The organism is Thiofilum flexile DSM 14609 (genome assembly GCF_000380185.1).
Classification (GTDB): Bacteria; Pseudomonadota; Gammaproteobacteria; order Thiotrichales; family Thiotrichaceae; genus Thiofilum; species Thiofilum flexile.
Genome location: NZ_KB904754.1, coordinates 1 through 20,414 on the forward strand (window position 1 = coordinate 1; position 20,414 = coordinate 20,414).

Sequence of the window (20,414 nt, forward strand, 5' to 3'; positions counted from 1 at the left end):
GGCGCGTAACCGTACCGGCGATGGGCCTCACAATTTCTCCCTCCTACGCCAGATGGCGACTAACTTACTTCGGTACAGCCAGACAAATAAGCATAGTCTCAAAGTACGGCGCAAGCAGGCCGCTTGGTCAACCGATTATCTCGCCGAACTCTTGGAGCCACTCATCCCTCTACAACAATAAAGATTCAAGCGATTGCCCTGGATGACCAGCCCCCTGCTTTTTAAGATGATAGGCTTACGACACACTACAGCTATTAGGAGGCTAGTAAACCCGCTAAGCGCTATGATTGATACACTAAAGGCACTCGGCGCGTGACTCCAGTAAATAGCGTGTAAGCAATCGTTTGACTATGAGCAGCCACCTCATTAGCCCGCACGGTATTCCCCCATAACTCCACTCGATCCCCGACTTTAGCGGTCGGTAAAGGCGTTAAATCGACGGTCAACATATCCATCGACACCCGCCCAATAATACGGGTACGCACGCCATTAACAGCAACCGGAGTACCATTTACCGCATGGCGAGGATAGCCATCAGCATAGCCCATCGCGACTACACCCACTCGTGTGGGCTGTTCACAGGTAAAACGTGCTCCATAACCAATACTTTCTCCCACCCCCAATTCACGCACTGAAATTAAAGCAGACTCTAGTGTCATCACAGGTTGTAGTGCTTTCGATTCGGGTAAATCCTCTGCCACAGGAGTAGCGCCATACAACATAATCCCCGGACGTATCCAATCCAAACGGGTACTAGGCCACATGAGGGTAGCAGGTGAATTAGCAATACTCACAGGGGCTTGAATCCCTTGGGTTGCTGTTTTGAAGCGGGCAATCTGTTGCTCCGTCGCCGAGCAATCTACCTCATCTGCACGGGCAAAATGGGTCATCAAGGTTATAGCAGCAACATTAGCACAAGCTTTTAAACGAGCATAAAAGGCCGGAACTTGTTCAGGGGCAAAACCTAAACGATGCATACCCGTATCAATCTTGAACCAGATAGCCAAGGGTTGAGTTAATTGCGCCTGCTCCAACCACTCCACTTGCTCCACATTATGCACCGCAATCATGAATTGATAACGGGCGGCTAACGGTAATTCATCAGGAGTAAATACGCCCTCTAGCAATACAATAGGCTGGGTAATACCCGACTCTCGCAGCTCCAAAGCCTCTTCAATACAGGCTACCCCAAACGCATCCGCATCATACAATGCCCGTGCTACCACCACCGCACCATGCCCATAGGCATTCGCTTTAATAATGGCGGCGGCTTTAGAGTGAGGTGCTAACGATTTAGCATAGTGATAATTATGCCGTAGTGCTTTGAGATTAATACACGCACGCGCTGGACGCATGACAAGCTCCTTAATAATAAGAAACAATAAGATCAAAAAATTATTATGATTACAGCGGCTCACAATAGACCAATAGCCACTCTATTGCCCCATTATAGGCAATAGAGCGGCTTAATAGGAGGGCAAAAAGCTAGTCCGTATTTAGCTTCTCGTCAATAGACCTAATGGCATCAATTCAACTGCGCAAAGAACACTTGATAGGCACCTAATTGTGCGGTATTACCCTGTTGAGCACTATTAAAACCATGTCCTGTTAATGCTTGCGCATTCGCAGGCAAGGTGTACTCTTGAGCCTCAGCGGTTAAATTAAATACACACAACACTTTATTGCCTTCAGTTTCACGTACCCACGCCACTAAAGTATCAGGGGCATCCACAAAACGGAGACTACCGGTTAAGAGAGCAGGCTGACTCTTACGCCAATGCAAAAAGGCACGAATGGTCTTAAGATCGGAATGCTCTTTATGCTCTTGTTCGCTAATCGCACGGGCAAAATGATCACTCGCAATCGGTAGCCACGGTTTTACGCTAGAGAAATCGGCATAAGGCTGCTTTGCACTCCAAGGGATAGGCGTACGGCAACCATCACGCCCTTTATAATCCGGCCAGAAGCGAATGCCAAACGGGTCTTGTAAATCTTCAAAGGCGACATCGGCTTCGGGTAAGGCTAGCTCCTCACCTTGATACAAACACGCACTACCGCGAATACTGGTGAGTAAAGCGACTAGCATAGCCCCAGATTGCGGCCCCTGCCCCCAGCGTGTCACTACCCGTGCCACATCATGATTAGAAAACGCCCAACACGGCCAACCCGTTCCACCCCGCTCTTGCATCCGGCTAATCACCCCACGAATATGCTCAGCACTATATTCGGGCGTCATAAAATCAAAGCTATAGGCCATATGGATACGCTTGCCCGCTTCGGTGTATTGGGCAATGAAACCATACATATCCGTCACCGCCCCTAACTCACCTACTGTGGTCACGGCGGGATACTCATTCATTAACTGACGTAAGCGCTCTAGGAAAGCTAAGTTTTCGGGCTGAGTAATATTATATTTAGGCTCTTGTCTAGAATAGGGATTGGTGGGGTCAACACCATTCACCCGCTTATTACCAATGGGTGGGTTATTACGCAATTGCTTATCGTGAAAATACATATTCACGGTATCTAGACGAAAACCATCTACACCCTTATCCAACCAAAAGCGCACCATATCCAAGAGTGCATCTTGCACTTCAATATTGTGGAAATTCAGGTCTGGCTGACTGGTTAAAAAGTTGTGTAAGTAATATTTACGTCGCCGTGTCTCCCATTCCCACGCTGAACCGCCAAAGATAGAGAACCAATTAGTAGGTGGCGTACCATCTTCATTAGCATCCGCCCAGACAAACCAATCAGCTTTAGGATTATCAGCGGATTGCCGACTTTCTTTAAACCAAGGATGTTGATCGGAGGTGTGGGATAACACTAAATCAATTAGAATTCGTAGGCCTTTAGCATGCGCTTTTACTAATAATTCATCAAAATCGGCTAAAGAACCAAATAAAGGATCGACATCCCGATAATCCGAGACATCATAGCCAAAATCTTTCATGGGGGATTTATAGAAGGGCGATACCCAAATAGCATCTACACCAAGACTCGCAATATAATCAAGCCTTTCAATAATACCGCGTATATCACCAATCCCATCCCCATTCGTGTCTTGATACGAACGCGGGTAAATTTGATAAATTACCGCTCCCTTCCACCAATCAGACGCGCCCCCTAGTTGCTGAAACTGCTTGCTCTCAGTCATTATCACTCACCTCTTCGCTCATTTTGCTCATCATAATGCGTGTTCATCATGCCCGATTGAGCGTTGTTTTGAAAGCATCACTCATGCAGCAGCTTGACTACTTTTTCGACCTTTTAGAGTAGAATGCGCCTTTTAGTGTCTTGATCTTGTATGCAGTCTTAAACAGAGCCTGCGCTATCTCTTTCACCCGCATGGATTTAGGGCTAAAATCAAAAAGTGTGTAACCAACATGACAACCTAACCTTATGAGTCTTAAAGCCCTTTCTCTACGGCTGGGATTATCACAGACAACGATTAGCCGGGCTTTAAATGGCTATCCTGAAGTCAGTGAGAAAACCCGCCAACGTGTACAAGAAGCCGCGCGAGAATTAAATTATCGACCGAATCCCCATGCTAAATCACTAGCAACGGGACGCACGGGTCATGTAGGTCTAATTTTGCCTATGGAGCAAAATCTACTAGCAGAACCCTTATTCAGCGAATTCCTCGCCGGCCTTGCCTACTATCTCAATGAAAACCAGATGGATATTACAATCTTGCCTGTTAATCATGATGCTGAATTAGAGGTCTATGCTCAATTAGCACGTTCGGGGCGGGTGGATGGTATTATTATTAGTAGCCCGTTGATTCAAGATAAACGCGTGGAACGTTTAGCACAGTCGGGTTTTCCCTTTGTGGTGCATGGGCGTACCTTATGTGAGCTTCCCTATAGTTATCTGGATATTGATAACAAAGGTGCTTTCTTCAAAGCCACCCATTTACTCTTAGATTTAGGGCATGAGCGTATTGGTCTAGTGAACGGTGATGAGCGCTTAACCTTCGCCCGTAATCGGCATCAAGGTTATCGAGAGGCGTTGCAACAGTGGAATATTACCTATGACCCTGCCTTAACTTATTCCAATGGTGGTATGCGTGAGGAGGACGGGTTTATGGCAGTGTCTAAAATGCTCATGTTTAAACCTCGCCCTACCGCATTTATTATCACCAGTATGATTCATGCTTTGGGTGCTTTGCGGGCTATTCGTCAACATGGTTTAGAACCTGGACGCGATATTTCCTTAATTGCTCACGACGATGAACTCCCCTATCTCGCAGCAGACAAATTTGATCCACCGCTTACTACTACCTATTCTCCTATTAGACCCGCAGGCTATGAAATCGCTCGTATGCTCCAGTATGATATTCAACACCCGAATGTCCAAACCGTGAAACCTCAGCGGGTTTTAGATGTTGAATTAGTGATGCGTAGCTCAGCTCGCCCACGCCGTACTTGAAGCAAACCAAAACGCTTGCAGTCCATCCAGTCGTGCCTTTATGATGCGTATTCACTCAACATCGCTAGGCACGTATTTACCATGTACTCCTCTCAAGCTCATGCCGTTTTACAACGTATTCTAAGCACACTCAGTGACACTTTTGGTCGCAAGCAACTACAGCCATTTTATACCCGCTTAGGTATTCATTTCCCTGAAATTTATAGCCGTTACCTGTCGCTTTATGGGCAACGAGCCGATCTAGAAGATCAACTACAACAGCTCATTCACACCCTAGCGCAAAGCTATATAGAACGCTCCCCTACACTCAAGCAAACTGACCTTGAACGCGAGCAAAACCCCACCTGGTTTCTCAGTCAACAATGGGTTGGGATGGCACTCTACGCGGATCGTTTTGCTGGTGGCTTAGCCGGGGTGAATAGTAAGGTGGGGTATTTGCAAAACCTAGGCGTGAATATGATTCACATTATGCCTTTAATGCAATGCCCTGAAGGTAGCAATGATGGCGGCTATGCGATTAGTGATTTTCGCAAAGTAGACTCCCGTATTGGTACGCAAGACCAGCTTCATCAACTCACTACTAACCTACGCCGTGAGAAAATGCTCCTTACCTTAGATGTGGTCATCAATCACACCTCGGATGAGCATGAATGGGTACAACGCGCGCGTGCTGGTGAAAAGACCTATCAAGACTATTACTACTGTTATTCTGATCGCACGGTGCCGGATCAATTTGAACGCACTATGCCAGAAGTCTTCCCTGAAACCGCACCGGGCAGTTTTACGTGGGATGAGTCACTACAACAATGGGTGATGACCGTCTTTAATCATTATCAGTGGGATCTAAACTACACCAACCCCGCCGTATTCCGTGAAATGACCTCCATCATTTTACACTGGGCTAATCAAGGGGCTGATATTTTACGCTTGGATGCTCCGGCTTTTATTTGGAAGCAGATCGGTACGACTAGCCAAAATCTCGCTCAAGCCCACACACTGCTGCAATTATTTAAAGCCTGTAGCCAGATTGTTACCCCCGGTGTGTTATTTATTGCCGAGGCTATTGTCGCTCCGCATGATATTATGAAGTACTTTGGCACACCGAGCACGCAAGAGTGTGATATTGCCTATAACGCTACTTTCATGGCCTTACTATGGGAGGCCGTCGCCACACGTAATACAAAGGTGCTCACCAATACCTTAAAACACTTACCTGTTAAACCACTCGGAACCACATGGCTGAACTATATACGCTGCCATGATGATATTGGCTTAGGGTTTAGTGATGAGGATATTGTGCGAGCCGGATTTACCCCCTATTTACACCGCCGTTATTTGCTCGACTATTTAACCGGACAATACCCTGCGACTATTTCTAGAGGTGCGCCCTTTGGTAGTAATCCTAAGACGGGAGATGCACGAATTTCCGGCTCACTAGCCTCCCTCGCCGGTTTAGAAGCGGCAATGGAGGCGAATGATCCTGTTGCTATTGAGCAGGCGCAACAATTAATTATCACGCTCCACGCCTTGATTATGTCTTATGGTGGCATTGCCTTACTGTACTATGGTGATGAACTAGCCACACTCAATGATCATGACTATCTCAATGATCCGACTAAAGCGAGTGATAATCGTTGGATGCATCGCCCACAATTACAATGGGATCGTATTCAACAGCTCTTAAGCACCGCTAATCCGCAGCAAGCCGTGTTTAGTGCGCTACAACGGCTGATTGCCTTACGTAAACAGCTACCCATTTTAGCCGACCTGAATAATCGTGTATTAATAGACCAAGATAACGCTCACCTACTCGTGATGGCCTGTAAAGATCCGAGCGGCGTGCAAGCACCTTTGTTTGTGATCGCGAATTTTGATGATCGAGAACATCATTTCAATCTTAGCTATCTAAACCAACAAGGTTGGCAAGGAGAGGCTTTATATGATCTTTATAATCAAGAAGTTATAGAAATCATTGATAACCATCTGCTGGCTATTCCTGCTAAAGGATTCTATTGGCTAAGCGCCACCGCAAACTAAAAAATCTACTACATGAGGGTATTATTAAAATTAATTTTGCCCTCATATCGCCTTATTTAACCCGTCAAAAAACAATTTCGACCGCCTATCCGTATTAAGCCTACGTTTATCTTAGCTCTGAATCCGATGCGATTTGTTTGCACAATATCAAACTAGATTTCACTCCAGATACTGAAACGACTCAATAAATAAGAGCGAGCTTGCTGTATCAAACATGAAGATAATATTTAAGTGATGGAGAATAATGATGACCAATTCAGTAATCGGCAATAGTGTTATCGGTTCCGGTGTTAATCCTAATACAAAACCAACTCCCAATGCCCCTAGCAAAAATGACTCTCAACATTTTGCTAATGCATTAGGTGGCGGTGACAAAGGCAATGCTGGTGGTGTCGGCGGCGGTAATGGCGCTGGTCATGCTGGTGGAATCGGCGGTGGTAACGGCGGTGGCAATGGCGGCGGTGCTGGTGGTGTCGGCGGCGGCAATGGCGGTGGTCATGCTGGTGGAGTCGGTGGCGGTAACGGCGGTGGCAACGGCGGCGGTGCTGGTGGTGTCGGCGGTGGCAACGGCAATGGCGGTGGTCATGCTGGCGGAATCGGTGGCGGTAACGGCGGTGGCAACGGCAATGGCGGTGGTCATGCTGGCGGAGTCGGTGGCGGTAACGGCGGTGGCAACGGCGGTGGTCATGCTGGCGGAATCGGTGGTGGCGGTAACGGCGGTGGCAACGGCGGCGGTGCTGGTGGTGTCGGCGGCGGCAATGGCGGTGGTCATGCTGGCGGAATCGGCGGCGGCAATGGCGGTGGTCATGCTGGTGGAGTCGGCGGTGGCGGTAACGGCGGTGGCAACGGCGGCGGTGCTGGTGGTGTCGGCGGCGGCAATGGCGGTGGTCATGCTGGCGGCGGTGCTGGTGGTGTCGGCGGTGGCAACGGCAATGGCGGTGGTCATGCTGGCGGAATCGGTGGCGGCAACGGCGGTGGTAAAGGTGGCAATGGTCTAGGTCACAGCATTAGTAACGGTCTAGGTCACAGCATTGGTAACGGCGTTGGTCACAATGGTGACAGCGGTAAAGATGCTGGTAAAGCTCAAGACAGTGGAAAAGGTGGTAGCTTTGTTGCTAACGACCCTGCAGGCAAAGGTACTGGTGGGGTTAAAGATGCAAAATGGAGCTAATTAGCCATTAGCTAACTACCTCAGCATAAGGAGGGCTAATCAAGGGGTGATGTCCTCCTTATGCTCTTTAAAGTTTATTCACACAGCTTATGCCCAATCTTGACAATCATCAGCTATCTATTCCTGCTAAAAAATTCTATTGGCTAAGTACGGCAAAAAATTAAACTACCTCATCGATGCAGGTATTATTAAAATTAATTTATCACCCATCTCGCATTATTTAAATTTCCAAAAAATAACTTTTACCGCTTATCCAAATTAAGCCTGTGTTTATCTTAGCTTTGCAACTAATGCAATTTGTTTGCACAATCTCCAGCTAGATTCCACTTCAGATACTGAAACGACTCATAAATAAGAGCGAGCTTGCTGTATCTAAATTAAACATGAAGTTAATATTTAAAGTGATGGAGAATAATCATGACCAACTCAGTAATCGGCAATAGCGTTATCGGTTCCGGTGTTAATCCTAATACAAAACCAATTCCTAATGCTCCTAGCAAAGGTGATACTAATCAATTTGCTAGCGCATTAGATTGCCCTCCTGTTAAGGTTGGTGGTGGTAAAGGTGGTCATAGTGGTGGTTTTCCTAACATCAATATCAATATTGGTGGCGGTCACGGCGGTGGTCATGGTGTCGGCGGTGGTAAAGGCCACGGTATCGGTCACAGCATTGGTCACGGTCTTGGTCACGGTGGTAGCCACGGTGTAGGTCATGGTGGCGACAAAGGTGGTAAGGGTGGCGATGACTGTGTAGTTACCGGTAAAGACGGCGGCAAATTTATTTCTAACGACCATGCTGCCAAAGGCTCTGGATTTAAAGGTGGAAAATGGTGCTAATTAGTTATTAGCTACCTCAGCATAAGGGGGTCTGATCAAGGGGTGATGGCCTCCCTTATGCTCTTCAATCTTTATTAAATAGCACTTATATCTTACTGAAATAAAACAATATCAATTAGAACAATTCGCTAAACTTTCTTATTGGCTAATAATCCATTTATTCCATACTATACACCTTAGACAAACCGCCACATTCTATTTGTAGAATAGAAATAATATTTTTTTCTAACCCTCGCCATACGCAATTATCATTTCCATTATTCTTCCATTAAATCTCCATGTTGCCTGACAATTTGCTTGTAAACTATCTGTCATACTATCAAGTATTATTTAATACCAAACATGGATCTCAGGAGAAGAAAGCATTATGAGTGAAAACCTAAACCGCCGCAGTGTATTGAAGCTGTTGGCTACCGCCCCCACTGCTGCTGGACTGGTTTGGCTCTCACCCGCTATGGCAGAGAACAAAGCGGCGAGTGTTGGGCTGATCAGCAGTAATGTCTGCCAACTGACCCCCGAAGTCACCGAAGGCCCTTATTACCTTGATAAGGATTTAGTACGTGCGGATATTCGTGAAGACCGTACTGGCATCCCGCTGAAAATGCGTATTCAAGTGGTAGGGGCTGACTGTAAGCCTCTAGAAAAAGCGCGGGTTGATATTTGGCACTGTGATGCTCAAGGGAATTACTCTGGTTATAGCGGTCAGGGGTCTGATACTCAGGTTGATACCAGTAAACAGACTTTTCTACGCGGTACTCAAATGACGGATAGCGCGGGTATCGCTACCTTCCAGACGATTTACCCGGGCTGGTATATGGGACGCACTGTACATATCCACTTCAAAGTATTTCTAGATCAGACTCAGGTACTCACCGGACAAGCTTTCTTCCCTGATGCTCTGAGCCAGTATATTTTTGACAATGCACCCGACTACGGCGGACGGAAAACCACCCGCGATATGATCAATATTAATGATGGTATTGCTAAAGAAGCGGGCGAAGGCTCCTATGCAGCAGTGCGTGAACAGACTGATGGTTATGATGCAGCATTAGTAGTTGGTATTGATCCTGAAGCCCGCTCCGTGCAGCGTGGTGGCAACCCTCCTCCACCTCCTATGGGTGCTGATGGCAAACCTTTACCCCCACCCAATGGACGCCCCCCCTTAGATGCAAATGGCAAACCCATGATGCCTCCGGGTGGAGGTATGCCACCACGTATGAAAGAGTGGAAGCCCGTTGACCTCATTCCAACAGCTAGCAGCGAAGACACTACAAAGAGCAAGTCATAATAAATAATAGCCCCAGTACCCGACTATTCCCGTATAAGTGATAAGTCGGGTGCTGCTGATTTATCGGCTATAAGTCACATTCGCCAATGCGACCCCTGCCAAGACAAAGGCGGCTCCGAAAACCTTATTGAGATAGCTATGCGGTGAGTGCAGCACCTTAGCTTTGCTGGTATGAACAATGCTGGCATAAAACAGCAGTGAGAAAAAAGATAAGGCCATAAAGGTCAATACTAGAATCGAAAATTGCACTAATAATGGCTCATTTTGCTTGATGAACTGGGGAAACAGAGCGGTTGTGAAAGCAATCGCCTTGGGGTTGCTCAAGGCCACCGCTAAACCATTCAGGTATAACTTGAGAGGCTTAATACGCCGCTGCGTCGACTGGGTATCGGTGGTGACAGGCTTCAGCCCATTACGCCAGAATTTAATACCCAAATAGATCAGATAGGCTGCCCCGATATATTTGATAATGGAAAATACCCATTCCGAACCCAAAATAATAACGCTCAGCCCCAGCACGGATAGCGCCGACATGATAAAAAGCCCAGAAATATTACCCAGAATAGTAAACACAGCCGAGCGCCAGCCATAGCTTAGGCTATGTGTGGTGGCTAGCAACACCGCAGGCCCTGGTGTAATGGTAGCCATAAACGCAATAGATGAAAAAAGCAGCCAACTATGAATGTCCACTTTACCCTCGTAGATACCTGTATACACATCAAATGATGCCAGTCCAGTATAGCGAATGCTTTTAACAAAAGAACGGGAGTACGTGAATCTATTATTAACTCTGATAGGGATATGCCTGTGCATATCTACTCAGCCACTCTTTCTGTTGTTCGGTATCCGGTACTTGAACCCGCCGCGCAGTACTGATGATTTGCAGCGCCTCTGCTGGCTTATACCCTAGTTGTGTGAGTACACACCCTGCTATCAAACCAGTACGCCCGATACCCGCGCGACAATGAATCGCCACACTCTCACCCTTGTGCAGTCTATCAACCAGCGATGAAATCATAATATGAGTCCTAAGCATTGACTCTGGAACATTACGATCCGCAATCGGATACGAAAGTAGCTCGATACCGTGGGAGGTGCATAGAGCCTGCTCATCCTGTAAACCAAGTGCTACAACCTCATGCGGTTCCAGCAGACTGACTATCACTGATACCCCTAAATGAGCAAAACCCGCGATTTCATCCACGAGCCACTCACCAGCACGCGGGCGCGGCATAACCGCAAGCCGTAGGGGAGTAATATCTTTAATCCAGAAAATGTCAGGGGTCATAACTGCCAGCTACTTTGCAACCTATAAATCAAAGAAAAAATACTCAACATAATTCAGTTTCTCACTCACCTTCATAGCATTACATCTACTTTTTTGATCGATATATAATCAAAATCCCTACTACAAATAAATTTTCTGCCACTTCATCTTATTATAACAATCAGGACACACTCGAATTTCTAAAAATGAACCCAGTGAGTCCTGTACAAGCAATTATTATCGCTACCTGAGGAACATCATGACCTATCGCCCCCATATCAAACGTCTACTGATTCTTTTTGTAATCATTCCGCTATTGAGTCTCGCCGCTATGGCAGCATGGTATGGTTACACTATTCATCAGGCTCGGCAGCAAACGCCTGCATTGATTCAGCAGGCACTCGCTCAGCAAACGCATCCGCTACAGGCTCAAGACCTGAACCCTCAGCAGCTTGCTATGCTATTAGCTGTGGAAGACCCGCTATTTATGCAGCATAAAGGGGTGGACTTCCAAACACCGGGGGCGGGCATGACTACTATCACGCAGGGGCTAGTAAAACAGATCTATTTTCCTGCTGGCTTCCAACCCGGTATTGCCAAAATTCGCCAGACTCTCATTGCCCGTTATGTACTAAATGAACAGGTGTCCAAAGCGCAGCAATTGCAGCTCTTACTAAATCTAACCTATTTCGGGCATGAAAACGGCAAATCTGTACAAGGCTTTGCCCAAGCCGCGCAAGTTTACTTTCACAAAGATTTTGCCGCCCTCAGTGATGACGAGTTTCTAGCGCTGACGGCTATGCTAATCGGCCCGAATGCCTACAAGCCGGGAACAGCCGCCCACACCGAACGCATGCGCCGCCTCCATGCTTATCTTAAGGGTGAGCTAAAACCCGCCAGCCTATTAGATGTGGAATATAGTGGTAAGCAGCAGGGATCTAGAGCTGAGGAAATGCTAATAAAATTATTACGGCTACTCACTGACTAATAGGCTTGCTCGGATATTGCTTTCTACATCACTGCTGCTGCTAAAATTCATTACAGCCACTTATTTTGAATGGTCAGCACCCGACCATAGGACTATGCCATGCTATAGCGTGGGATGAGGCGGCGCTCAGGTCTGATATTAACTCACAGGCTTAGCGTCTACTCCCCCGCTAGTCGTGCCGAGGTATTACCTCTACAATACCCACAACCGTTTATACCTTGCTAAGACTAGCAAAATACCCCTATTTTTCTGAAAGGAACGTGCATGATTACGGGCGAGTTAAGATCTAAAGTCGATAAAATTTGGGATACCATGTGGTCGGGGGGTGTTTCTAATCCTTTGTCCGTGATTGAGCAAATGACCTATTTGTTATTCATCAAACGCTTGGATGAACTACAAACCCTGAAAGAGCGCAAAGCTTCCCGCACTGGCAAACCCATTGAAGACCCGATTTTTACACCCGAACAGGATGCTCTGCGCTGGTCACGTTTTCGGGATAATGCGCCTGAGCAGATGTTTGTCACCGTGCGCGATGGGGTGTTTCCGTTTATTAAGCAACTCGGTGATAAACCGCAGGGTGATACGGAAGCCGCGAATAGTACCTATGCCCATCATATGAAAGATGCACTCTTTAGTATGCCCTCGCCGCGTGTCTTGTCTAACGTGGTGGATCAGCTCGACAAAATCGACATGAGCGATGCCGACACCAAGGGCGATCTGTATGAATACATGCTGGGCAAGATTGCGAGCGCGGGACAAAACGGTCAATTCCGCACCCCACGCCATATTATCAAGCTGATGGTGGACATGATGGCTCCGACTCCTAAGGATGCCATTGTCGATCCGGCCTGTGGTACAGCGGGCTTTCTGGTAGCAGCGGCGGAATATATGAATGAGCATCATGCGACTGCTATTTATCAAAACGCTGAGAGCCGCAAAAAATACGCCGAGGATACGTTTTTCGGCTTTGATTTTGATACCACGATGTTACGCATTGGCAGTATGAATATGCTGCTGCATGGAGTGGAAAACCCTGATATCCGTTATCGGGATTCGCTGGCAGAACGTGGGGAAAATGAGGGCGATGATAGCGGCACCTATTCGCTTATTTTGGCTAATCCACCTTTTGCGGGGAGTCTGGACTATGAGTCGACTGCTAAAGATTTGCAGCAGGTGGTAAAGACCAAGAAAACGGAGCTGTTGTTTATTGCTCTGTTCCTGCGCTTGCTGGAAGCGGGGGGTCGGGCGGCGGTGATTGTGCCGGATGGGGTGTTGTTTGGTTCGAGTAATGCCCATAAGGAGCTGCGGCGGATACTGGTGGAGGAGCATAAGCTGGATGGGATTGTGTCTATGCCATCGGGGGTATTTAAGCCTTATGCGGGGGTGTCGACGGCGATTGTGTTTTTTACCAAGACTAACTCCGGCGGGACGGATCATGTCTGGTTTTATGATATGCAATCAGATGGGTTTTCGCTGGATGATAAGCGCACGCCGCAGCCGGATAAGTCGGATTTAGCGGATATTTTGGCACGTTGGCAACAGCGCAGTGAGGAGACGGGGCGCAAGCGCACGGAGCAGAGCTTTTTGGTGCCAAAGCAGGAGATTGTGAATAATGATTATGATTTGTCGATTAATCGCTATAAGGAAGTGGTGCATGAGGCGGTGGATTATGATGCACCTAAGGTGATTTTGGCGCGGTTGGCGGCGTTGGAGGAGGAGATTGCTAAAGGGCGGCAGGAGCTGGAGGCATTGCTGGGATGAGTAAAGATTTACTAAAGCAATCAGACTGCTACCAGACCATTCGGATCATATTGCAAGAGTCAAGGGAGAAAGCCTATTCCCAGATCAATAGTATTATGGTGGATGCTTATTGGCAGATAGGAAAGCGCATTGTTGAAGAAGAGCAAAAAGGTGAAGCCCGTGCAGACTATGGAAAATCACTCATTGCCGAACTTTCCAGACAGTTAGGTGATGAGTTTGGCAAAGGTTTTTCTGTGGCTAATCTGCAAAATTTCAGGAAGTTTTACCTGATTTATCCAGAACAGGGAAAAGCCTACACACTGTGTACTAAATTGAGCTGGAGCCATAACCGGCTGATAATGCGTGAAAAAGATGATCGCGCACGGCTTTGGTATCTCACTGAAGCACAAGAGCAGAATTGGAGTGTGCGGCAATTAGAGCGCCAGATAAAAACCCAAACCTTTGAGCGCTTGCTTAATACCTCCTCAGGGAAGAGCCAAGAAGAGGGGACTCCCACATTAAGCCCCGAACATATCCTGAAAGACCCTTATATTCTGGAGTTTTTAAATATCCCAGAAAATAAAAAATTACACGAAAGCACGCTTGAAACGGCACTTATTAATAATCTGCAAACTTTTTTGCTGGAGCTGGGCAAGGGTTTTTCCTTTGTCGGGCGGCAGTTTAGAATTAGTAGTGAAACCTCACATTTTTATATTGATCTGGTTTTTTACAATTACCTATTGAAGTGTTTTGTTCTCATTGATTTGAAAACGGATAAGTTGGTACATCAGGATATTGGGCAGATGGATATGTATGTGCGTATGTTTGATGATCTCAAACGGGGTCACGATGATAATCCGACGCTAGGTATTATTCTGTGTGCTGATAAAGATGAGACGGTTGTGCGTTATTCTGTGCTGAATGACAGTGAGCAATTATTTGCTTCTAAATATCTGCGAGTGCTGCCGAATGAGAAGGAGTTAGTTCGGGAGCTGGAGAGCAGGCATATTTTGGAGTTTAAAGATGATCAATGGGGCGAGGATTAGGCAATGATGCGGATTAAGTTTTTTGTGGTGTTTGAAAGTGGGATTGCTAAAGGGCGGCAGGAGCTGGAGGCATTGCTATGATTAGGGTAGGGAAATTACTACAAAATAATTGGCCGTGGGTTCAGGCTAACGATGTTATTGATGTTCGTGATGGAACTCATGAAAGCCCAAAATATCAAGAAAATGGCATTCCATTAGTTACATCTAAAAACCTAGTAGGTGGTATACTAGACTTTTCTTCTTGCAGCTATATATCAGAAGATGATCATCTAGCAATTTCTAAAAGGTCTTTTGTAGATGATGGTGATATTTTATTTGCAATGATTGGTACAATAGGTAATCCAGTAATTGTCAAAAAAGATTTTGAGTTTTCTATAAAAAATGTAGCCTTATTCAAATTTTCAAAATCAAAAGTACTTAATAGATTTTTTTTATATTTTCTTGAGTCTGGCTTAGCTAAGCAGCAGCTCTTAAAAAACTCTCGTGGTGGAACACAAAAGTTTGTATCCTTAAAGAACATTCGACAATTACAAATCCCCCTTCCCCCCCTCCCCGAACAAAAACGCATTGCCGCCATTCTGGATGCTGCTGATACACTCCGCAGCAAACGCCGCCAGTCGATAGCAGAACTCGATGCCTTGCTGCAAGCAACGTTTTTGGAAATGTTTGGTGATCCGGTGGAGAATCCGAAGGGGTGGGAAATTATTTCAGCTAATGATGTCTTTACCGAGCTAACGTATGGTACATCAGTCAAGTCATTTAATGATAAAAGAAATAACTCCACTCCAGTTCTTAGAATACCCAATGTCGCAGAAGGTAAAATAGACTGGAGTGATATCAAGTTTGTCTCTCTAAATGAAAAAGAGATAAAAAAACTTAGATTAAAGAAGAATGATTTATTATTTGTCAGAACAAATGGCAATCCAGACTACATTGGTAGATGTGCTCTTTTTGACTCAGATTGTGAGGCGATTTTTGCATCATATTTAATCAGGGGCAGGATAAATAAAACATCCAAACTAGATGCAAATTTTATAAAACATCTTATCGAGTATCCTACCTACCGTCATGAAGTACGCCGTGAAGCACGTACTACTGCTGGAAATTATAATCTAAGTACCAAAGGTATTAAGAATTTTAGGTTCATTACTCCCTCATGGGATCTACAAAAGCAATTTGCTAGGATTGTCGAGTCCATCGAAGCCCAAAAAGCCCTCCAACAAAAACACCTCGACGAACTCGACCACCTATTCTCCTCCTTGCAACAACGTGCCTTCAACGGTGAGTTATAATGTATGCTATCCACATAAACGTACAATCAAACAAGGAGCTACCATGCAAATAGCCATAGAACTCCCTAATGACTTCACACAACTACGCGGCATAGAAAAAATCATCAAGGAAATACACCTCTCCTATGCCCTGCGCCTCTACAAAAGCGATGAAGTCACCCTGTCAAAAGCCGCAGAACTCGCAGGGCTTGACCTCTATGACTTCATGAGCGCCTGCAAACAAGAAGGCATTCCCACCATCAGCATCAGCCAAGAGGAACTACTAGAAGACCTTAATGGGTTTAATAGCTACCGTTTTGGAGCTGGCACATGAGTAACTTCCAATTCCTCCCCAACACCTTCAACGACTTCAAACAAGCCGCCCAACGCGCCGAAAGCCACATCTATGGCGACCCCCGCGCCGCCTGCTTTCACGCCCGTTTCGCCCTAGAATCCGCCGTCCACTGGCTCTACCGCCACGACAGCAGCCTACACATGCCCTACGACCATAAGCTCGGCAGCCTATTACACGAACCCAGCTTTCAAAACCAAATCCCCCAACAGATTTACTACAAAGCCAAAGCCATTCAACAAGTCGGTAATATGGCTGTCCACGACCCCCGCCCCCTACACACCGACGACGCCAAACGCCTAGTCAAAGAACTCCATCACATCGCCTACTGGCTCGCCCGCAGCTACACCACTAGCATCCCCTTGAGTGAGTCCATCACATGGCAAGAGGACAAGATACCCCGTCCGCTCTCCCTTGATGCGGTAGTGCCACGTAAAAATCTCGAAGAACTAGAAAAAAAGCTAGCCGCAGAAAGTGAAAAGAATCTCCAACAACAGCAAGAACGCGACCAACTAAACCAAGAGCTGCAAAAACTACGCGCCGAACTGATGGAAGTGCGCAAAGCCAATGAAGCCAAAACAGACACCCACGACTACTCTGAAACCGAAACCCGCGACTATCTGATTGATATTGAGCTACATCGCGCTGGTTGGCCTCTGAATCAGTCACGCGATAAAGAATATAAAGTAAGCGGCATGCCAAACAATAAAGGCGTGGGGTATGCCGATTATGTCCTGTGGGGGGATGATGACAAACCCCTAGCCGTAGTCGAGGCTAAACGTACTAATGTGGATGCTGCAGTCGGTCAGCAACAGGCCAAACTCTATGCTGATTGTTTAGAGCAGATGCACGGTCAGCGCCCCTTGATTTTCTACACCAATGGCTATGACTATTGGCTTTGGGATGATACCCGTTACTCAGCCCGTAAGGTGCAAGGCTTCTATAATAAGGATGCCCTAGAACGTCTCATCCGGCGACGGGATAGTCGTCAGGAACTCGAAACCCGCAAGATTAATACCGAAATTGCCGGACGCTATTATCAAAAGCGTGTCATAGGCAGCATTTTTGAACAGTTCAACCGCTCACAACGTAAAGCGCTGTTAGTCATGGCAACCGGCACCGGCAAAACCCGTACCGCCATTGCCCTAGTCGATGTGCTGCAACGTGCCAATTGGGTGAAACGTGCTCTATTTCTGGCGGATCGGGTTTCACTGGTGAATCAGGCCGCCAATGCCTTTAAAAAACACCTGCCCGACTCCAGTCCGGTCAATCTAGTCACCGAAAAGGATAATGACGGGCGTGTCTATGTCTGCACCTATCCCACTATGATGGGACTGATTGATGAAAGTAATCCCAAAAATGGCGAGGCTCGCTTTGGTGTGGGTTATTTTGACCTGATTATCATTGATGAAGCCCATCGTTCGGTTTATCAGAAATATCAGGCTATTTTTAACTACTTCGATGCGCTCTTGGTGGGTTTGACCGCCACGCCTAGCGAACATGTGGATAAAAACACCTATACCCTGTTTGATCTGGAAACCAGCGTCCCCACTGATGCCTATGAACTGGAAACCGCCGTCAAAGATGGCTTTTTAGTACCACCACGGGTTAAACAGGTCGACCTTAAATTCCCCCATAATGGTATTGATTACGATTCACTCAGCGAAGAAGAAAAAGAGGAGTGGGATAGTAAAGACTGGGGACAACATGAGGACGGTCAGCAAAAAAATCCCGCCAAAGTGGATGCGGCAGCAGTTAATAAATGGCTGTTTAATAAAGACACCGTAGATAAAATGCTGCAATACCTCATGGAGCACGGTCATAAAGTCGATGGCGGGGATAGACTCGGCAAAACCGTCATTTTTGCCCGTAATCATAAACATGCCGAATTTATTGAAGAGCGCTTCAACCATCATTATCCGCACTATGCGGGACATTTTGCCCGTATTATCGACAACCAATCGAAGTACCCACAAAGCCTGATTGATGATTTTTCTATCGCGAATAAAGCGCCTCACATTGCCATTTCTGTGGATATGCTCGATACCGGCATTGATGTACCGGAAATTCTCAATCTGGTATTTTTCAAGCCCGTCTATTCACGCATTAAGTTCTGGCAAATGGTCGGACGGGGGACGAGACTGTGCTCCAATCTATTTGCACTAGGGGAGGATAAAAAAGACTTCCGAATTTTTGACTTCTGCGCTAATTACAAACGTTTCAAAGAAAACCCGCTGGGCATAGAAACTAGCAATACGGTTCCGCTCGGAACACGCTTATTCCGTAGTCGTGCCCAATTACTCGGTGCCTTACATACTCAAAAAGCCGACCCCGCCAAGCAAGCAGAACTTGCCGCTGTGCAAGAAGCCGTGACCAATGAATTATACGCGACGGTCAAAGCGATGAATCCTGATAACTTTATTGTCCGCACTCAGATGGAGGTGGTGGAACGCTTTCAGGAGCGCAAGGCTTGGAATAGCCTCACTGAGGAGGACAGCAACACGCTGCAACAAAAGCTAGCCACTTTACCCAGTGAAATCAGTACCGACCCGATTGAATCCCGTGCTTTTGACTTAAATATCGTACAAATGCAATTGGCTTTGCTCTATGGTGATCAAAAAACCTATGAGCGTAACCGCCAGAAAATCCTCATTATTGCCGATAAGCTGGAAGATAAAGCCACTATCCCCTCCGTAGCCGCCCAAATAGACTACCTAACCACTATACAAGAGCAAACCTTCTGGGAGGGTATGAACATTGAACTGCTGGAAACACTGCGGCGGCGTATTCGTTCACTCGTTACCTTTATTCAGAAAGAAGAGCAGCCGATTGTTTACACCGATTTTAAGGATGAGATTATAGGGGAGTCGGAAGAAACCGCCATAGAAATGCCCCGCATGACCGGCACCCAATATGCTAAAAAGGTCAAGGAGTATCTAAATAGCCACCTAAACAATATCGTGATTCATCGCCTACGGACTAATCAGCCTTTAACCGAGACAGACCTACAAAATCTAGAAAGCACGCTGCAAAAAATCGGGGACGAGGAGGGTGAAACCTTATTGAGTAATCTACTACAGCAAAGCGAAGCCCCAACACTCGCCTACTTTGTTCGTAGTATGGTCGGTATGGATAGACAAGCCGCCCAAGCCGCCTTTACGGTGTTTCTTGAGGACAGAAGCCTAACACCGCCGCAAATACGTTTTATTGAAATGCTGATTGACCAGCTAACCGCGCGTGGAGTGATGAAATCGGATGCTCTTTATGAAGCACCCTTCAATAGTCTGCATGGTGATGGCCCTGAAGCACTGTTTGCAGGGAAAGATAATGTGATTGAGGGTATTTTTTCAGCCCTAGAGGCAACCCTGCCACCGATACAAAAAATAGCGAGCGCCTAATATTTTTCTAGCTTGAAAAGTGAATGGTCAGCACCAGACCATAGGGCTATGCCATCATCAATGGGAAGCGGATTACAATATCCAACCTTAAACTAGAATGGTAATAGTGATTGCCGTGATGGTTGAAATCACTGCGAATATTTGAATCACCTGATGACCTATGCAAGGAGACGATACTCATGAAACCCAATCCTGTTGTTTGGTTTGAAATCTATGTACAAGATATGGAACGCGCTCAGGCTTTTTATGAGGCCATGCTCCAGATTAAGCTAGAACCATTATCTCTTCCCGACTCAGACGACTCCACTATGGAAATGCGTGCTTTCCCCATGGGGGAGAAAACTGTAGGTGCTGGTGGTGCCTTAGTGAAAATGGAAGGCGTACCATCTGGTGGCATGGGAACACTGGTCTATTTCAGTTGCGAGGATTGCTCAGTAGAAGCTCAACGTGCAGCAGCCAACGGTGGCAGTATTTCTAAGCATAAAATGGCTATTGGACCGTTCGGCTTCATTACACTGGTGCAGGATACTGAAGGAAACATGATCGGGCTGCATTCGATGCAGTAACCCCACCCTCCTTTTTTGTCAT

The 20,414-nt window shown here is 46.6% G+C and carries 16 protein-coding genes and 1 pseudogene; 13 read left to right on the plus strand and 4 right to left on the minus strand.

The annotated features are described in order from the left end of the window. A pseudogene (locus A3IK_RS0105105) lies at positions 1-181 on the plus strand (hypothetical protein); the annotation flags it as partial. Positions 182-281: 100 nt separating this feature from the next. On the opposite strand, the gene alr reads toward A3IK_RS0105105, so the two are convergent. Both alr and A3IK_RS0105115 read right to left on the minus strand, forming a co-directional pair. Beyond that, positions 282-1,355, minus strand: a complete 1,074-nt coding sequence (gene alr / locus A3IK_RS0105110) for an alanine racemase (RefSeq protein WP_020558904.1) — start codon at positions 1,353-1,355, stop codon at positions 282-284. A gap of 170 nt (positions 1,356-1,525) precedes the next feature. Beyond that, positions 1,526-3,157, minus strand: coding sequence for an alpha-glucosidase family protein (locus A3IK_RS0105115; protein WP_020558905.1), 1,632 nt, complete (start codon positions 3,155-3,157; stop codon positions 1,526-1,528). Between the two features lie 245 nt (positions 3,158-3,402). On the opposite strand from A3IK_RS0105115, the gene A3IK_RS0105120 reads away from it, so the two are divergent. The 5 genes from A3IK_RS0105120 to A3IK_RS18570 all read left to right on the plus strand — a co-directional run bounded on the left by A3IK_RS0105120 (position 3,403) and on the right by A3IK_RS18570 (position 9,764). Then, positions 3,403-4,431, plus strand: a complete 1,029-nt coding sequence (locus tag A3IK_RS0105120) for a LacI family DNA-binding transcriptional regulator (protein ID WP_020558906.1) — start codon at positions 3,403-3,405, stop codon at positions 4,429-4,431. Positions 4,432-4,512: 81 nt separating this feature from the next. Then, positions 4,513-6,468, plus strand: coding sequence for an alpha-amylase family protein (locus A3IK_RS0105125; protein ID WP_020558907.1), 1,956 nt, complete (start codon positions 4,513-4,515; stop codon positions 6,466-6,468). Between the two features lie 380 nt (positions 6,469-6,848). Further along, entirely contained in the window at positions 6,849-7,466 is a 618-nt protein-coding gene (locus A3IK_RS21815; RefSeq protein WP_020558908.1) for a hypothetical protein, read from the plus strand. A 590-nt stretch (positions 7,467-8,056) separates the two neighbouring features. Continuing rightward, on the plus strand, positions 8,057-8,476 hold the full coding sequence (locus tag A3IK_RS21500; RefSeq protein WP_020558910.1) for a hypothetical protein: 420 nt from the start codon (positions 8,057-8,059) through the stop codon (positions 8,474-8,476). A gap of 367 nt (positions 8,477-8,843) precedes the next feature. Beyond that, positions 8,844-9,764 (plus strand): intradiol ring-cleavage dioxygenase, encoded by a 921-nt coding sequence (locus A3IK_RS18570; protein ID WP_020558911.1) that lies wholly within the window; start codon positions 8,844-8,846, stop codon positions 9,762-9,764. Between the two features lie 60 nt (positions 9,765-9,824). Here the strand turns inward: A3IK_RS18570 and A3IK_RS0105155 are convergent, their stop codons facing one another. Together A3IK_RS0105155 and A3IK_RS0105160 are read right to left on the minus strand one after the other, a co-directional pair. Beyond that, positions 9,825-10,412: a LysE family translocator gene (locus tag A3IK_RS0105155; RefSeq protein WP_211209415.1), complete on the minus strand. Its 588-nt coding sequence runs from the start codon at positions 10,410-10,412 to the stop codon at positions 9,825-9,827. Between the two features lie 136 nt (positions 10,413-10,548). Continuing rightward, positions 10,549-11,052 carry a protein-tyrosine phosphatase family protein gene (locus A3IK_RS0105160; protein ID WP_020558913.1) on the minus strand — a complete coding sequence of 168 codons (504 nt, stop codon included), beginning with the start codon at positions 11,050-11,052 and terminating at the stop codon, positions 10,549-10,551. 238 nt (positions 11,053-11,290) lie between these two features. Here A3IK_RS0105160 and A3IK_RS0105165 point away from each other — a divergent pair, with 238 nt between their 5' ends. The 7 genes from A3IK_RS0105165 to A3IK_RS0105195 all read left to right on the plus strand — a co-directional run bounded on the left by A3IK_RS0105165 (position 11,291) and on the right by A3IK_RS0105195 (position 20,392). After that, positions 11,291-12,019, plus strand: coding sequence for a transglycosylase domain-containing protein (locus tag A3IK_RS0105165; protein ID WP_020558914.1), 729 nt, complete (start codon positions 11,291-11,293; stop codon positions 12,017-12,019). A 264-nt stretch (positions 12,020-12,283) separates the two neighbouring features. Beyond that, entirely contained in the window at positions 12,284-13,780 is a 1,497-nt protein-coding gene (locus A3IK_RS0105170) for a type I restriction-modification system subunit M (RefSeq protein ID WP_020558915.1), read from the plus strand. Next, entirely contained in the window at positions 13,777-14,805 is a 1,029-nt protein-coding gene (locus A3IK_RS0105175) for a PDDEXK nuclease domain-containing protein (RefSeq protein ID WP_020558916.1), read from the plus strand. The genes A3IK_RS0105170 and A3IK_RS0105175 overlap by 4 nt, the downstream gene beginning before the upstream one ends. Positions 14,806-14,882: 77 nt before the next feature. Beyond that, positions 14,883-16,097: a restriction endonuclease subunit S gene (locus tag A3IK_RS0105180; protein WP_020558917.1), complete on the plus strand. Its 1,215-nt coding sequence runs from the start codon at positions 14,883-14,885 to the stop codon at positions 16,095-16,097. A 43-nt stretch (positions 16,098-16,140) separates the two neighbouring features. Next, a complete protein-coding gene (locus tag A3IK_RS0105185; RefSeq protein ID WP_020558918.1) occupies positions 16,141-16,410 on the plus strand; it encodes a UPF0175 family protein in 270 nt (89 codons plus the stop codon). Next, positions 16,407-19,826: a DEAD/DEAH box helicase family protein gene (locus tag A3IK_RS0105190; RefSeq protein ID WP_026220819.1), complete on the plus strand. Its 3,420-nt coding sequence runs from the start codon at positions 16,407-16,409 to the stop codon at positions 19,824-19,826. The genes A3IK_RS0105185 and A3IK_RS0105190 overlap by 4 nt, the downstream gene beginning before the upstream one ends. 179 nt (positions 19,827-20,005) lie before the next feature. Continuing rightward, on the plus strand, positions 20,006-20,392 hold the full coding sequence (locus tag A3IK_RS0105195) for a VOC family protein (protein ID WP_020558920.1): 387 nt from the start codon (positions 20,006-20,008) through the stop codon (positions 20,390-20,392). Positions 20,393-20,414: the final 22 nt, after the last annotated feature.

Coding starts and splice junctions, on each gene's coding strand:
- A3IK_RS0105115 (WP_020558905.1), bottom strand. CDS start 3,157: ATGACTGAGAGCAAGCAGTTTCAGCAACTAGGGGGCGCGTCTGATTGG.
- A3IK_RS0105180 (WP_020558917.1), top strand. CDS start 14,883: ATGATTAGGGTAGGGAAATTACTACAAAATAATTGGCCGTGGGTTCAG.
- A3IK_RS0105160 (WP_020558913.1), bottom strand. CDS start 11,052: ATGACCCCTGACATTTTCTGGATTAAAGATATTACTCCCCTACGGCTT.
- A3IK_RS18570 (WP_020558911.1), top strand. CDS start 8,844: ATGAGTGAAAACCTAAACCGCCGCAGTGTATTGAAGCTGTTGGCTACC.
- A3IK_RS0105190 (WP_026220819.1), top strand. CDS start 16,407: ATGAGTAACTTCCAATTCCTCCCCAACACCTTCAACGACTTCAAACAA.
- A3IK_RS21500 (WP_020558910.1), top strand. CDS start 8,057: ATGACCAACTCAGTAATCGGCAATAGCGTTATCGGTTCCGGTGTTAAT.
- A3IK_RS0105170 (WP_020558915.1), top strand. CDS start 12,284: ATGATTACGGGCGAGTTAAGATCTAAAGTCGATAAAATTTGGGATACC.
- A3IK_RS0105195 (WP_020558920.1), top strand. CDS start 20,006: ATGAAACCCAATCCTGTTGTTTGGTTTGAAATCTATGTACAAGATATG.
- A3IK_RS0105155 (WP_211209415.1), bottom strand. CDS start 10,412: ATGGCTACCATTACACCAGGGCCTGCGGTGTTGCTAGCCACCACACAT.
- alr (WP_020558904.1), bottom strand. CDS start 1,355: ATGCGTCCAGCGCGTGCGTGTATTAATCTCAAAGCACTACGGCATAAT.
- A3IK_RS0105175 (WP_020558916.1), top strand. CDS start 13,777: ATGAGTAAAGATTTACTAAAGCAATCAGACTGCTACCAGACCATTCGG.
- A3IK_RS0105165 (WP_020558914.1), top strand. CDS start 11,291: ATGACCTATCGCCCCCATATCAAACGTCTACTGATTCTTTTTGTAATC.
- A3IK_RS0105125 (WP_020558907.1), top strand. CDS start 4,513: ATGTACTCCTCTCAAGCTCATGCCGTTTTACAACGTATTCTAAGCACA.
- A3IK_RS0105185 (WP_020558918.1), top strand. CDS start 16,141: ATGCAAATAGCCATAGAACTCCCTAATGACTTCACACAACTACGCGGC.
- A3IK_RS0105120 (WP_020558906.1), top strand. CDS start 3,403: ATGAGTCTTAAAGCCCTTTCTCTACGGCTGGGATTATCACAGACAACG.
- A3IK_RS21815 (WP_020558908.1), top strand. CDS start 6,849: ATGCTGGTGGTGTCGGCGGCGGTAATGGCGCTGGTCATGCTGGTGGAA.